Origin of the sequence: Comamonas odontotermitis (assembly GCF_014207855.1) — a bacterium.
Lineage (GTDB): Bacteria > Pseudomonadota > Gammaproteobacteria > Burkholderiales > Burkholderiaceae_C > Comamonas > Comamonas odontotermitis_A.
This window is the reverse complement of the sequence record NZ_JACHKZ010000031.1, coordinates 1-14,199: the sequence shown is the minus strand read 5'-3', so window position 1 is coordinate 14,199 and position 14,199 is coordinate 1. Positions and strand designations below refer to the sequence as shown.

11 protein-coding genes and 1 tRNA gene are annotated in these 14,199 nt (G+C 62.7%); 9 read left to right on the top strand and 3 right to left on the bottom strand.

Translation table 11 applies throughout. The features are described 5' to 3' along the window. The first annotated feature begins 5 nt into the window (after positions 1 to 5). The 3 genes from HNP33_RS17785 to HNP33_RS17775 all read left to right on the top strand — a co-directional run bounded on the left by HNP33_RS17785 (position 6) and on the right by HNP33_RS17775 (position 1,920). Positions 6 to 758 carry an SDR family oxidoreductase gene (locus HNP33_RS17785; RefSeq protein WP_184710958.1) on the top strand — a complete coding sequence of 251 codons (753 nt, stop codon included), beginning with the start codon at positions 6 to 8 and terminating at the stop codon, positions 756 to 758. A gap of 148 nt (positions 759 to 906) precedes the next feature. Then, positions 907 to 983 (top strand) — tRNA-Pro (locus tag HNP33_RS17780). Between the two features lie 136 nt (positions 984 to 1,119). Next, positions 1,120 to 1,920 (top strand): heparan-alpha-glucosaminide N-acetyltransferase, encoded by an 801-nt coding sequence (locus tag HNP33_RS17775; RefSeq protein ID WP_184710960.1) that lies wholly within the window; start codon positions 1,120 to 1,122, stop codon positions 1,918 to 1,920. A 13-nt stretch (positions 1,921 to 1,933) separates the two neighbouring features. Here the strand turns inward: HNP33_RS17775 and HNP33_RS17770 are convergent, their stop codons facing one another. Continuing rightward, positions 1,934 to 3,058: a site-specific integrase gene (locus tag HNP33_RS17770; protein ID WP_184710962.1), complete on the bottom strand. Its 1,125-nt coding sequence runs from the start codon at positions 3,056 to 3,058 to the stop codon at positions 1,934 to 1,936. A gap of 104 nt (positions 3,059 to 3,162) precedes the next feature. On the opposite strand from HNP33_RS17770, the gene HNP33_RS17765 reads away from it, so the two are divergent. Then, on the top strand, positions 3,163 to 4,293 hold the full coding sequence (locus HNP33_RS17765) for a DNA-binding protein (RefSeq protein WP_184710964.1): 1,131 nt from the start codon (positions 3,163 to 3,165) through the stop codon (positions 4,291 to 4,293). A 76-nt stretch (positions 4,294 to 4,369) separates the two neighbouring features. On the opposite strand, the gene HNP33_RS17760 is transcribed toward HNP33_RS17765, so the two are convergent. Then, positions 4,370 to 4,795: a ribonuclease HI family protein gene (locus tag HNP33_RS17760; RefSeq protein ID WP_184710965.1), complete on the bottom strand. Its 426-nt coding sequence runs from the start codon at positions 4,793 to 4,795 to the stop codon at positions 4,370 to 4,372. Positions 4,796 to 4,976: 181 nt separating this feature from the next. Here HNP33_RS17760 and HNP33_RS17755 point away from each other — a divergent pair, with 181 nt between their 5' ends. The 5 genes from HNP33_RS17755 to phnX all read left to right on the top strand — a co-directional run bounded on the left by HNP33_RS17755 (position 4,977) and on the right by phnX (position 11,237). Next, positions 4,977 to 6,011, top strand: a complete 1,035-nt coding sequence (locus HNP33_RS17755) for a putative 2-aminoethylphosphonate ABC transporter substrate-binding protein (RefSeq protein ID WP_184710967.1) — start codon at positions 4,977 to 4,979, stop codon at positions 6,009 to 6,011. Then, a complete protein-coding gene (locus tag HNP33_RS17750; RefSeq protein ID WP_325064952.1) occupies positions 6,008 to 7,252 on the top strand; it encodes a putative 2-aminoethylphosphonate ABC transporter ATP-binding protein in 1,245 nt (414 codons plus the stop codon). The genes HNP33_RS17755 and HNP33_RS17750 overlap by 4 nt, the downstream gene beginning before the upstream one ends. A gap of 129 nt (positions 7,253 to 7,381) precedes the next feature. Next, on the top strand, positions 7,382 to 9,118 hold the full coding sequence (locus HNP33_RS17745) for a putative 2-aminoethylphosphonate ABC transporter permease subunit (RefSeq protein WP_184710969.1): 1,737 nt from the start codon (positions 7,382 to 7,384) through the stop codon (positions 9,116 to 9,118). 98 nt (positions 9,119 to 9,216) lie between these two features. Further along, a complete protein-coding gene (locus HNP33_RS17740; RefSeq protein ID WP_184710971.1) occupies positions 9,217 to 10,338 on the top strand; it encodes a TIGR03364 family FAD-dependent oxidoreductase in 1,122 nt (373 codons plus the stop codon). 65 nt (positions 10,339 to 10,403) lie between these two features. Continuing rightward, positions 10,404 to 11,237 carry a phosphonoacetaldehyde hydrolase gene (phnX, locus tag HNP33_RS17735; RefSeq protein ID WP_184710973.1) on the top strand — a complete coding sequence of 278 codons (834 nt, stop codon included), beginning with the start codon at positions 10,404 to 10,406 and terminating at the stop codon, positions 11,235 to 11,237. 90 nt (positions 11,238 to 11,327) lie between these two features. Here the strand turns inward: phnX and ggt are convergent, their stop codons facing one another. Then, entirely contained in the window at positions 11,328 to 13,331 is a 2,004-nt protein-coding gene (ggt, locus tag HNP33_RS17730; protein ID WP_184710975.1) for a gamma-glutamyltransferase, read from the bottom strand. Positions 13,332 to 14,199: the final 868 nt, after the last annotated feature.

Below are 14,199 nucleotides of genomic sequence, written 5' to 3'. Positions count from 1 at the left end.
TTCTCATGAACACTTCCCACACACCTCTATCCATTGCGTTGGTTACCGGCGCGTCGCGTGGCATTGGTGCTGCCATTGCACGGCGTCTTGCAGCAGACGGCCACGCCATAGCCGTCAACTACGCAGGCAACCATGCAGAAGCGCAGTTGGTTACCGATTCCATCATCGCGGAGGGCGGTCGCGCATTTGCCATACAGGCCGATGTGTCCGATCCGGGGGCGGTCCGCGACATGTTTGACACCGTGGAAGCGCAATGGGGCAAGGTCAGCGTGCTGGTCAACAACGCAGGCATCATGCCGCCCACGCTGCCTCACCTGGCCGATACCGACGACGCCACCTTCGACCGATTGCTGTCGGTCAACCTGAAGGGGAGCTTCAACACCATGCGTGAGGCGGCACGCCGCATGGGGCCGGGCGGCCGCATCGTCAATTTTTCGACCAGCGTGGTCGGCCTGGGCTTGCCCGGCTACTCTGTCTATGCGGCCACCAAGGCGGCGCTGGAGACCATGACCCATATCCTGGCCAAGGAGCTGCGTGGCAGAGACATCACCGTCAATGCCGTGGCGCCGGGACCAACGGCCACGGCCCTGTTTCTGGATGGAAAGACGGCCGAGCAGATCGAGCGCATGTCAAAGATGGCGCCGCTGGAACGCCTGGGCCGCCCCGAAGACATTGCCGCACTGGTTTCCGTACTTGCGGGCCCCGATGGTGCCTGGATCAACGGCCAGACGATTCGCGCCAATGGAGGCATTGTCTGAGCCATGCATCCGGGGAGCGGCATCCGTTGGCGCGGGCGGGCCTGCCTCAGCCAGAAGGCATACGTCTACCCCTGGTAGCGGCATTTTCTACCCGAATGCGCAATCCACTTGAAAACAGCGCAAAAACCGGGCTATAATGCCAGCTTGTCGGAGCGTAGCGCAGTCTGGTAGCGCATCTGCTTTGGGAGCAGAGGGTCGCGAGTTCGAATCCCGCCGCTCCGACCATTATTGAACACCCGCTGCAAGCCATTGCAGCGGGTTTTTCTTTGTCCGTGCGCGGTCCGCCCATGGATTGCCAGCCCCCGAATTGGTTCTGCGGCACCGCTATAGTGCGGCATTGCCTGCCCAATCCACTTTCTGCATGAGCGCAACCCCGAAAACTGCTGCCTTTCAAACCTCCGGTCGCCTGAACCGGTTGGATGCGCTGCGTGGCCTCGCCATGCTGTGGATGACGGGGTTTCATTTTTGCTTCGATCTGGCCTACCTGGGTCTGTGGCCCCAGGATTTTTACCGCGACCCGTTCTGGGTCTGGCAACGCACGGCCATCGTGAGCCTGTTCCTCTTCTGCGCGGGCCTGGGCCAGGCGGCGGCCCTGGCGCAAGACGTGCCCTGGGTGCGTTTTTTGCGCCGCTGGGGTGTGGTTGCAGCCTGCGCACTGGCCGTCAGCGTGGGCTCGTACCTGGTGTTTCCGCGCAGCTATATCTATTTTGGGGTGCTGCACGGCATGGCGGTCATGCTGCTGCTGGTGCGCGCATGGCGCGGTGCGCCTGCATGGCTTTTGCTGGTGGTGGCCGCCATCGCCATTGCACTGCCACCCGTCTATCGGCACATGGCAGCGGACCTGCCGCCCGACTGGGTGCAGTGGCTCAATGGCAGGGCAGGCAGTGTGCTGGGCTTGATCACCGCCAAGCCGCGCACCGAAGACTATGTTCCACTGCTGCCTTGGCTGGGCGTCATGCTCATCGCTTTTGTGGCGGGCCGGCAATGGTTTGCGCAACCAGCCAGCGGTATGCGGGCATGGTGGTCGCGTGCGGCCCATGCACGCGCCATGCGCCTGCTGGCCTGGCTGGGGCGGCACAGCCTGCCTTATTACATGCTGCACCAGCTGGTGTTGCTGGGCGGCCTGATGCTGCTGATGCCGCTATTGCAATTGCGGCACTAATGCTGCCTTTGTGTCACTTCTCCGTGCCGGGGTCTTCCAGTAGGCGAGCCGCCTTGTTGGCCAGCGGCGCTTCGGCGCGGAAGTAGCCCAGGACGGTGGAGGCGCTCTGGTGGCCCGTCATGGCCATCGTGTCGACCAGGGCCATGCTCTGGCGACCAGCTTCGGTCACAAAGCCCGAGCGCAGCGAATGCGCCGAAAAATTGCCTTCAATGCCCGCCAGAGCGCAGCGCTCCTTGACGATGTTGTTCACGGACAGTGGCGTCAGCGCCGCATCGCCCACCCGCCCGTTCCTGAAGACCCGCCGAAAGATGGGCCCCTCGCTGATGCCCGCGGCCTGTAGCCACTGTGCCAGTGCCGCGCCTGCAGGGCCCACAACAGGCTTCAAGTTTTCTGGGCGATCCACCCCGGATTGATTGGTCTTGGACAGGCGCAGGTCGTACAGGTATTGGTCTGGCCCCAAGGCCTGCAGCCACTCCATGCGGGCCTCCGCCACTTCTGACCGGCGCCTGCCGCCGCTTGCCCAGGCAAACAGCAGCAGGGCGCGGTCGCGCAGGCCTTTGAGGCTGTCGTCACAGGTTGCCAGCAGTTGCTCCAAGGGAAGCCGTGTCAGCGCGGCCTTTTTCTGTACGAGCGCACCCCGGCGCGCATAGGCCTTGCGCAAATGGGAGAGGGCTTCGCGCACATGCGCATCGTGGCAAGGGTTGAGAAGTGCCTTTCGGCTGTGCGCCTTGGAGAGCACGGCGATCCGGTGCACCAGTGTGGAATGCGCCAGGGCGCCCATCTTCCCCTTGAAGCCGGCCTGCACCAGCTGCGCATCGATGGAGGCGGGCAGATCGCAGACCAGCCCGCTTTCCGCTACACGCTCGCCATGGTCGGCAATGAACTGCAGCACCACAGTTGTTGGCAAGGGCAGGGCGATGGCTTGCCCGTAGCGCAGCCAGTACCACGCAGCCCAATAGCGCAAGGCACCTTGGTAGCTGTGCGTGGTGTTGGCAGATTCAGCCTCCAGCCGCAGCGCATCCAGGGCAGCGCGCGCAGCCTGCGACAAGGCGTCGGCCTGTAGGGGTGGCACATCGGTAGCGGGCAGCGTCGCCAAAAGCGGCTGCAAAACGCCTTGGCGTGGTATGTTGGATTTCATATTGATTAAATATTACATCTAATGTATGATGTATTACAATACATATCTAAGAAAGTATCGATAAATACCTCTTATCGATAGTAAATCAGAAAAGCAGGTGAACCATGGAAAATTTGCGTAGCCCGCGTGCCATTCAGCGCGACGATGTCTGGGCCGCGGCCGATGCATTGCTGCTGGAAGGCAAACGCCCGACCATCGAGCGGGTGCGCCAGAAAATTGGGCGCGGCTCGCCCAATACCGTCAGCCCCATGCTGGAAGAATGGTTTGCCACCTTGGGGCCACGCATGGCGCAACTCAAGGGCAGCGGCGCGGGGGCGGTCGCAGAGGAGGGCAGGGGCACGTCGGCACCAGCGCCGGTTCTGCAAGCTGCGCAGGCCTTATGGGATGCGGCGATGCACCAGGCGGTGGATGCGGCCCAGGCGCAGCTGGCGCAAGAGCGTGAAGAGTTGCAGGCCGCCCGGCAGACGCTGGACGCCGAAAAGAACGCCTTGGTGCAGGAGCAGGCCGCCATGGCGCAGCAACGGGCATCGCTGGAGCAATCGCTGGCCGTGGCCCATGCGCAGATCAAGATGCAGGGCGCGCGTCTGGCCGAGCTGGAGCAGGGAGCCCGCCAGAAGGATCAGTTTGCCGCCCAGCAGCAGCAGCGCCTGCAGGCGCTGGAGCAGGAGCTGTTCGCCAGCCGTAAGGCACGCGACGAAGCAGACAGAGCCCATGCGGAGCATCTGCGCGAGCAGAATGCAGCCGCCCAGGCGCAGCAGCACCGGGCGCTGCAGGAGATTGACCGCGCCCGGCAGGAAGCCAAGCAGTGGATGGCCGCCCAGCGGGCCGAGCAGGAAAAGCTGGCCAAGCTGGAGGTGGACTGGCACGCCGAGCGCAAGGCCTTGCAGTTGCAGGTGGCAGAGATTGAGACGCAATGGAGCCAATCACAAACCCGCACTCAGCAGTTGCAGCAAGACCTGCAGGCCATGATGAGCCAGCATGCGCACCAGATTGCATTGATGGAGCAGCAGTTCAATGCGCAGAAAAGCCTGCTGCAGCGGGACATTGAGCGCATGCGGACGGATGCTGTCAAGGGCCGCGCAGACGCGGTGGGTAGTGCACAGGCCGCTGGAGCAGGTGCAGTGCAAGAACGTGGGCTAGGGCGCGCACGCGGTTCGCGCAGCCTTGCCCAATCTGCCCGGGCGGCGCGCTTAGGCAGCAAAGCCCGAGGGAGCGCATCCCGCATCAGGCGCTGAGTCGATGATGGACTGTATGACAACAGGGGAGAAGTGCATCTAGTAGCTGCCCAGAGCTTTCGCACACACGCAGGCGCTAACTGTCTTTAAAGCCTGCGTCCTGTCCGCCATCACCTCTGGCCAAACTATCCGCCACAGCATTCCTGTGTCTGGGAATCCACTGAACTTGCACGCGGTCGAACGCTGACTGCGCCGCGCGGGCCTTGTCATAAATCTCTGCCAGCCGTGCGATAGGCTTGGGGGCGGGTTGTGCCAGTTGCTCGGCAAGAATGCTGTTGTCGGTATAGAGCAATACTTCGCGCGCGCCCAGTTGCCACAGCCACTGCAGCGCATGGATGGCGGCGCGCGCCTCGGCCTCGTTGTTGCAGCCCGTGCCGGGCAGGGGCAGGCTGAAGCTGTGGCTTTGCCCATCTGGCGCCAGGGCCGCACCGCCAATGCGCATGCGCCCGGGGTTGGGCAGGGCGCTGCCGTCGACATGGACGGTCCATAGGTTGGATTGCATGGGGACAGCATAGCAGTCGGTCGCCCGCGCCATGCGCACACTCCTGTGCCTTGCCGTCAGGGATTGAGCAACCCGCTGGCAGATCGCAGTCATAAAAACTTCACCGATATGCCACGGCCAAGTCACAGAACATTCAGATACTGCCTGCCGATCCATCCCCAACAACGCAGGAAAGTTCGGAATGCAAAACTGGAAGAAGCTCGTGGCGGTCGCAGCCGCAATGGTGGCCGCAGGTGCGGCATATGCCCAAAAGACCGAGCTGACGGTCTATACCGCGCTGGAAATCGACCAGCTCAAGGCCTACGAAACCGCCTTCACCAAGAGCAATCCAGACATCGCCATCAAGTGGGTGCGCGATTCGACGGGTGTCATCACTGCCAAGCTGCTGGCCGAAAAAGCCAACCCCAAGGCCGACGTGATCATGGGCGTGGCGGCATCGAGCCTGGCCATTTTCGACAAGAACGACATGCTGCAAGGCTACGCGCCCAAAGGCCTGGAAGCCATCACCGCCAAGTACCGCGATAGCAAGAACCCACCGCACTGGGTTGGCATGGACGTGTTCGGCGCCACCATCTGCTTCAACACGGTCGAAGCGAAAAAGCGCAACATTCCCGTGCCCACCAGCTGGCAGGACCTGACCAAGCCCGAATTCAAGGGCCAGATCGTGATGCCCAACCCCGCATCGAGCGGCACCGGGTACTTTGATGTGGCTGCCTGGTTGCAGCTGTTTGGCGACGACAGTGGCAAGGGCGGCGGCTGGAAGTACATGGATGCGCTGCACGAGAACATTGCCCAGTACACCCATTCGGGCTCCAAGCCCTGCAACATGGCGGCCCAGGGCGAGTACGTTGCCGGCATCTCGTTCGAATACCGCGGCCACGCCAACAAGGCCAAGGGCGTGCCGATCGACCTCGTCTTCCCCAAGGAAGGCCTGGGCTGGGATCTGGAAGGCATCAGCATCTACAAGGGCACCAAGCATGAGCAGGCCGCCCAGAAGCTGGTGGACTGGGCCGTGAGCAAGGATGCCATGGAGCTGTATGGCAAGAACTTTGCCGTCACCGCCATGCCCGGTGTGGCCCCCAAGCTGGCCAACATCCCTGCCGACTACGAATCGCGCCTGATTCCGCTGGATTTCGGCAAGATGGCCGATAGCCGCGAACGTGTGCTGGCCGAGTGGACCAAGCGCTACGACGCCAAGAGCGAAGCCAAGAAGTGAGCGAACGTCACGCCGTGCCCATGAATGCAGAACTGACCGGACAGAGCGCCTCCGCAACGGTCCCCTTGCCGTTGCGCGATACCTCGTATGCGTTTGAGCCCCAGGGCGCGCCCACAGTGCGCCCGCAGGATACGGGTGTCCCGTACCTTGACATTCGTCATCTGCACAAGCGCTACGGCAGCTTTACGGCGCTGCAATCGGTCAGCCTGCAGATCCAGCGCGGCGAGTTGGTGTGCTTTCTGGGGCCTTCTGGCTGCGGAAAGACCACCTTGCTGCGTGCAATCGCCGGGCTGGAAGCGCAAACCAGTGGCGAGATCTGGCAGGACGGCAAAAACATCTCCGAACTGCCCGCCGCCCAGCGCGACTATGGCATCGTGTTCCAGTCATATGCGCTGTTTCCCAATCTGACGGTGGCGGACAACGTGGCCTATGGCCTTGTCAGCCAGCGCCAACCCAAGGGCCTGGTGGCGCAGAAGGTACACGCCTTGTTGGAGACGGTAGGCCTGTCGGGCAGCGGCCCCAAGTACCCGGCGCAGCTCTCGGGCGGACAGCAGCAGCGCGTGGCATTGGCCCGGGCGCTGGCCATGTCGCCCGGCCTGTTGCTGCTGGACGAGCCTCTGTCAGCACTGGATGCCACAGTGCGCGTGCATCTGCGCAACGAAATCCGTGCCCTGCAGCAGCGCCTGTACGTGACGACCATCATGGTCACCCACGACCAGGAAGAAGCCATGGCGATTGCCGACCGTGTGGTGGTGATGAACCATGGCGTAGTGGAGCAGGTGGGCACGCCGATGGAGATCTACCAGCGGCCCGCCACACCCTTTGTGGCCGAATTCATTGGCAAGGCCAACAAGTTGCAGGCCATTGCGGTGGGCGACGGCGGCATCACCCTGGGTGGCCACAAACTGTTCTGTCCGCAGGCGCCGCAGCTGGCCAAGGGGCAGGCGCTCGATGTGTACCTGCGCCCCGAAGACTGCAGCGTGCACAACTGCACGGCGATGCCCCCGGCTGCGAGCGTGCCGCCTGCCACGGGTGCTCCCGTGTGGACGGCCCGCGTCGAACACCTGGAATTTCTTGGCGCCACCTGCATCGTGCATGCCGATGTGCCACGCCTGCCGGAGCAACGCATTCAGCTGCAACTCTCGCCCGCCCAGTGGGCCCAGCTCGATGTGCAACCCGGTCGCTGGTTGCAGTTTTCGGTCAATGCCACGCAGTTGAAAATCTTTGCGCAGAAATATTGATAGCTGCCCGTGCTTGATGGACGGTTGCCAGCGCCTGATTTCACTAGAAATCGTGCCGCATGCAAGCAACCACGGCCCTCCCGCGCTCAGGCCATCCAGTGACAGGCGACAGCAGGCTTTCGGAGTTCTATGACTTCTTCCACCACCACCCTGAACAGTGGCGCAGCTCCTTCGGGCATGCGCAGCGCGGGTATTCGCACGGCCCCCGCCGACCGCATGGCGCACCTGGGGCTGTTCCTTCTCACGGCGCTGCTGGTCGTCGGGTTGCTGGCACCGCTGGCAGCCTTGCTCAGCCACGCATTTGCCCCTGGGCAGAATGGGGAGGGCGCGGGCCTGGCCCGGTTTATTCGCTATTTCCAGTCTCCAGCCTTGCTGCGCAGCCTGTGGAACAGCGTCTGGGTGTCGCTGCTGGTGACCGTGTTCGTGGTTCCGCTGGCTTTTGGATTTGCCTATGCCATCACGCGCTCGGGTATTCGCGGCAAGGGCGTGCTGCGCAGCATCAGCCTGCTGCCGCTGCTTGCGCCTTCGCTTCTCTCGGCCATCTCGCTTATCTACTGGTTTGGCAACCAGGGCGTCTTCAAGGGCGTGGTGCAGACGCTCGGCTTTGACAGCATCTACGGCGCGCCCGGCATTGTGCTGGCCCAGTGTTTTGCCACCTTTCCCCATGCGCTGATGATCATGGTGACTGCGCTGGCCGTGGGCGACCAGCGCCTCTACGAGGCCGCCACCGCTCTGGGGGCGAGCCGCACGCGCCAGTTTTTCACCGTTACCCTGCCTGCTGCGCGCTATGGCGTGGTGTCGGCGGCGCTGGTGGTGTTCACCCTGGTGATCACCGATTTCGGTATTCCGAAAGTGATCGGCGGCAATTTCAACATGCTGGCTACCGATGTCTTCAAGCTCGTGATCGGCCAACAGGATTTTCAGCGCGGTGCCGTGGTGGCCTTGCTGCTGCTGCTGCCTGCCGTCATCACCTATCTGATTGACCGCCAGGTGCAGAAAAAGCAGACCTCGGTGCTGACGGCGCGCGCCGTGGTGCTGCAGCCCACCAGGCACGCGGCCACCGACCGCACCTGCGCAGTGCTTGCCTGGGGTATGGCAGCGCTGATGCTGGCCATGTTCGGCATGGCCATCTTTGCATCGCTCGTGCAGTTCTGGCCGTACCAGCTGGGCCTGACTTTGTCGCACTACACCAGCGGGCTGGTAGATGCCGGTGTCGACACCGCCATCTTCAACAGCCTCACCATGGCGGTAAGCGCTGCGATTGTGGGCCCGGTTGTGGTGTTTGCCGGCGCCTACCTGCTGGAAAAGACCAAGGGCATGAACGCCGTGCGCCCGGTGCTGCGCCTTCTGGCCATGGTGCCCATGGCCGTGCCCGGGCTGGTGCTGGGCCTGGGCTATATCTTTTTCTTCAATGCGCCGGGCAATCCGCTCAATGTTCTGTACCAGACCATGCCGCTCATGGTGCTGTGCACGGTAATGCACTACTACACCACCGGCCACATGACCCTGGTGACCGCGCTCAAGGCCATTGATGGTGAGTTCGAAGCCGTGAGCGCGTCGCTGAAAGTGCCTTTCTACCGCACCTTGCTCAAGGTAACCTTGCCCATGTGCCTGCCTGCACTCCTGGAGGTGTCGCGCTACTTCTTCGTTGCGGCGATGACCACGATCTCGGCGGTGGTGTTCCTGTACTCGCCAGACACGCGCCTGGGCGCCGTCGCCATCCTGAACCTGGACGAAGCGGGCGACATGGCCGCCGCCGCCGCCATGGCCGTGATGATTGCCGCCATCAGCTGCGTAGTGACCGTGCTCTACCAGGTGGCAGGCTGGTGGCTGACGCGCAAGACCCAGGCATGGCGCAGGCGCTAGTTGCCAATACAGCAGGGCGTTAGGGCACGGTGAAAGAGGGTAGTGCTATCAAATTCAGTAGCGCCCTGCCAGCGATTTTTTGGACAAAAGGGAAAACAGTGAGCCGTTTTGATGTGATCGTGGTGGGTGCTGGCATTGTGGGCCTGGCCCATGCGTATGAAGCCGCCCGCAAGGGCTTGAAAGTGTGCGTGGTGGAGCGTGACGCAGCCTGCGTGAGTGCCTCCATCCGCAATTTCGGGTTTGTGACCGTGACCGGGCAGGGCGCGGGAGACACCTGGCGGCGCGCGCGCTACGCCCGCGACGTGTGGGCCGCCATCGCGCCGCAAGCGGGCATCCAGGTGGTGCACCAAGGCCTGAATGTGGTGGCCACCCGCGACAAGGCTGTGGATGTGCTGAACGCCTTCATGGCAACCGACATGGCCCAGAGCGTGGGCTGCGAACTATGGAGCCCCGCACAGGCCGCACGGCACGCGCCCGAGCTGCAGCTGGGCGACGCCCGGGCCGTGCTGCACAGCCCCATCGATCTGCGCGTGGAATCGCGCCAGGCCATTGGCCAGCTCACGCGCTGGCTGGCCGAGCAGCACAACGTTACTTTCCGCTTTGGCGAGGCCGTGCTGGAAGTGGCGACGCCCAAGGTGGTGACGGCCAAGGCAACACTGCACGCAGAGCGCGTGGTGGTCTGCACCAATGCCGACATCCACGGGCTCTACAACCAGCTGTTTGCCAAACACCAGGTGCGGCTGTGCCAGTTGCAGATGCTGCGCGTGCAGCCGCAGGCGGGCTTCAAGCTGACGGCATCCGTCATGGGCGACCTGAGCCTGGTGCGCTACCACGGCTACAGCAAACTGCCGCAGGCCCAGGCACTGCTTGCGCAACTGCAGCAGGAAGAGGGCGAGAGCCTCGCGCACGGCATCCATCTGATTGCCGTGCAAAGCGCCGACGGCAGCCTGGTAGTGGGAGATTCGCACCACTATGGCGCCTCTGTGGCGCCTTTTGCATCGGACGCGGTGGACCAGCTGATGCTGCGCCATATGCGCGAAGCCCTGCATCTGGGCGACTACACCGTCACCGAGCGCTGGGTGGGCATCTACCCCTCGGCGCCGGGCACCGACTGCTTCATCGAAGCCCCGGACGACGCCACCCGCGTCGCCGTGGTCACCAGCGGTACCGGGGCCAGCACCGGCTTTGGTGTGGCGCATGACACCTTCGAGCGCTGGTAAGCACCGGCGCTGCTGCAGCGCCCCAGCACTGAAAGCATTGAGCAGAAAAACTCTGGATATCTGAAATGACGAATTTCCACCATACTGATCGCGTACAGGCCGTTGTCTTTGACTGGGCCGGTACGATTGTCGACTTTGGCTCGCGTGCCCCGATGGGTGCCTTTGTCCAGTTGTTCAAGGACTTTGGCATTGATATCACCATTGCGCAGGCGCGAGGCCCCATGGGCGCTGCCAAGTGGGACCACATCCATGCGCTGTGCAGCCTGCCTGAGGTTGCCGCCCAGTGGGAGCGCAAATACGGCAAGCCCGTGGCCACCAGCGATATCGACCACCTGTACGAAGTATTCACGCCCATGAATGCCCGCGTGGTGGGCGATTTTGCCGATTTCATCCCCGGCGCGCTCGACGTGGTGGCTCGGCTGCGCGCCGACGGCATCAAGATCGGCAGCACCACCGGCTACAACCGCCCGATCATGGACGTACTGCAGCCCATCGCCGCCAAGGCAGGCTATGCGCCAGACAACATCGTCTGCGCTGGCGATCTGGCCGCAGGCCGCCCCAGCCCCTTGATGATGTACCGCTGCTTTGCCGACCTGGGGGTGTGGCCCGCATCCACCGTGGTGAAGGTGGACGACACCGGCGTCGGCATTGCTGAAGGCCTGAACGCGGGCTGCTGGACGGTGGGCGTCGCCATCAGCGGCAACGCCAATGGCCTGTCTTTGCCCGAATGGCAGGCGCTGCCACCCGCCGAGCAGGCGGCGGTGCGCTCATCTGCCACCCGTCAGTTGCAGCAAGCGGGCGCGCATTTTGTGATCGACAGCGTGGCCGATCTGCCACCCGTGATTGCCCAGATCAACGAACACCTTCACAAACAGGAGCTGCCAGCGCGCGCAGCGTAAGTGCTGGATTCGGTTTTCATCCCCAAAAAAGCCGCTGCAGATCGCGTCTGCAGCGGCTTTTGCGGTTAACAGGCTGGTGCGGCTGAAGGCTTAGGGCTTGACCTTGTAGGTATCGCCCAGAACCACACCTTCGCGGCGGGGATCGGCGCCGCCAGTCAGGCGCGCCTCGCCTGCGCTGGAGGCCGTGCGGATCACCGTACCCACGCCGCTCGACTGCGCATTCACCGATACGGTATGGCCCATGGCGCGCAACGCCTGCACCAGCGGATCGGCATCGCCATTGTTGGCTGCCATGATATTGGGGTGCTCGCCGCCCAGGTTGGTGGTCTTGCTGTTGGCCGCGCCAAAGTTCACCAGATTGGTGGCTTGCTGCGCATCCAGGCCCCAGTCCAGCGCGCCCACCAGAGTCTTGGTGACAAACTGGATAATGGTGCTGCCGCCCGGCGAGCCGGTTGCCATCTTGAAGGCGCCAGGCGTGCCGTCTGCATTGGCGTCAAACACCAGCGTCGGCGCCATCGAGCTGCGGGGGCGTTTGCCAGCCTCCAGCTTGTTGGCAATCGGCAGGCCATCCGCCGAGGTGGGCGTGGCCGAGAAATCGGTCAACTGGTTGTTCAGCACAAAACCCTGCGTGATGTGGTACGACCCCATGCCGGCTTCCACCGTCGTCGTCATGCTCACAACGTTGCCCTTGGCATCGACAATCGTCATATGGGTGGTGCCGTTTTCAGCCACCTTGCTCACCCCCAGGCGCGTATTGCCAAACTGGCCTGCGGTAGCGGTGCCCATGCTCTGCTTGGTGGAGACGAGTGCCGCGCGGCTCTTGAGGTAACCCTTGTCGAGCAGGGTAGAGCCCAGGGGACCGGGCAGGGGGGTGAAATCGGTGTCTGCCACATACACATCGCGGTCGGCATAAGCCAGGCGCTCCGCCTCACTGACCAGATGCACACCCATGGCTGTGGGCTTGCCGCCTTCCAGATCCAGCGCGGTCGGCTTGTGAGGCGCCAGATCAAAATTCTCCAGCACGCCCATGGCTTGCGCTACCGCAATGCCGCCGGACGATGGTGGGGGCATGCCGCAGATCACGTACTTGGCGCGGTAGGTGGTGCAGACCGCATCGCGCTTCTTGGCCTGGTAGCCCGCCAGATCGGCCATGGTGGTGACGCCGGGGGTAATGGGCGCGCCTGTGGTCACGTTCTGCGTCACGCCAATCTTGTTCACGATGCCTTGCGCCACAGCACCCGTGTAGAACGCATCGGCGCCACCGGTGGCAATCTTGGTCAAGGTTGCAGCGTAGGCCGGGTTGGTAAACGTCTGGCCCAGGCTCTTGGTGGTGCCATCTGCATTGAAATACAGCGCAATCGCATCGGCATCGGCCTGCAGTGCCGTCTTGGCACCCGCCAGCGCATCCGACATGCGACCACTGATCTTGAAACCATTGGTGGCCAGATCAATACCGGGCTGGATCAGATCCTTCCAGGGCTTGCTGCCGTGGTCCTTGTGCGCAAGATCGAGCATGCGCACGGCGCCCGGTGTTCCCACAGCGCGGCCGCTGGCACGGGCGCTGGGCTGGGGCACGGTCTTGTCACTGTCGCTGTTGTAGCGCAGGTAATCAGGGGTGGCTGCGGCGGGCGCCGTTTCGCGGCCATCATAGGCCGTCACTTTCTTGCTGGCAGCATCGTAGTACAGCATGAAAGCGCCGCCGCCAATGCCACTGGACTGCGGCTCAACCAAGCCCAGCACCATCTGCACGGCAACGGCGGCATCCACGGCAGAGCCGCCGGATTTGAGCACCTCGCAGCCCGCCTTGGACGCGAGCGGATTGGCGGTGACCACCATGTACTTGTTGCCTTCGACCGCCTTCTTGCCGGTGCGGTACCCGGAAGCAAGCTCGGGGAAGGATGGATCGCCCGGCAGGCCGGATCCCACCACCACCGAGCCGTCATTGGTTGTCGCCTCACAGGCCGTGCTGACCAGCTTGTCGTCATTGCCGCCAGAACTGCCGCAGCCCGCCAGGGACAGCAATACAATCGACGCCAGCGCCACCAAGCTGTAGCGCGGCGATACGGAAGAAGCAGGATGGGATGGGATTTGCATTGTGTGATTTCTCCTTGGATAAGCCAAAGGGAAATTGTGGATGCAAAACTTCTTCATGGAATACCAAATTACCCAGAGTTAACCCTGAATGCGCCCCGAATCGACAAGATGGGCTGACCTGGATCAGCGCGGGGGTCTGCACCAAACCTGTCGAGGCACGGATGCAAGGCGCCAAATACGATCCGTTGCGGGCAAGCCTTTTGGCGACAAGGTCGCTCAGTCGCATAGTCTCTGCTTTCACATAACTTAACATAATATACATCGTATCAATTAAAGAAGAAGTACGGCCTGCGCCGCCATGACCCAGACACCCGCACCCGCATTGCGTCCCGATTTCGGGACATGTACCGCAGTGCTGGCATGTCTCGCACCCAGGCTGCGCAGTTTTTTCAGGTCAGCGAGCGCACTTTGCATCACTGGGAAAGCGGCAGGCATGACATCCCGTACACCGCGTATCGGCTGATCCGCCTGCACCGCGGTGACGAGCTGCCTGGCAAAGCCTGGGACGGCTGGACGTTCATGGACTGCAAGCTGTACACGCCGAGGGCTACGGTATCGATCCTCGTACGGTCAATTGGTGGTCGATGCTGGTGCGCGGCGCCGCCAGATTTATCTGCTAAACACGTAAGAACGTACAGAGGCAGGCATGGAGGAAATTGAGGACGAGGTGCCAGGTTACATCGACTTGGGTCAGTGCATATTGATCTTCTCCACTCGACTTACTTTTCTCGACTTACTTTCACGGATGGTCCGTAGATGTGCTTGTGACCCAAAGAGGCTTTGTTGCATAAATCGGTTTGAGACTGAGTCTCCCCAAACCCCAGACGTAGTTATGCCACGGCCACCGTTTGGGGCGTGCCCAGCTCGG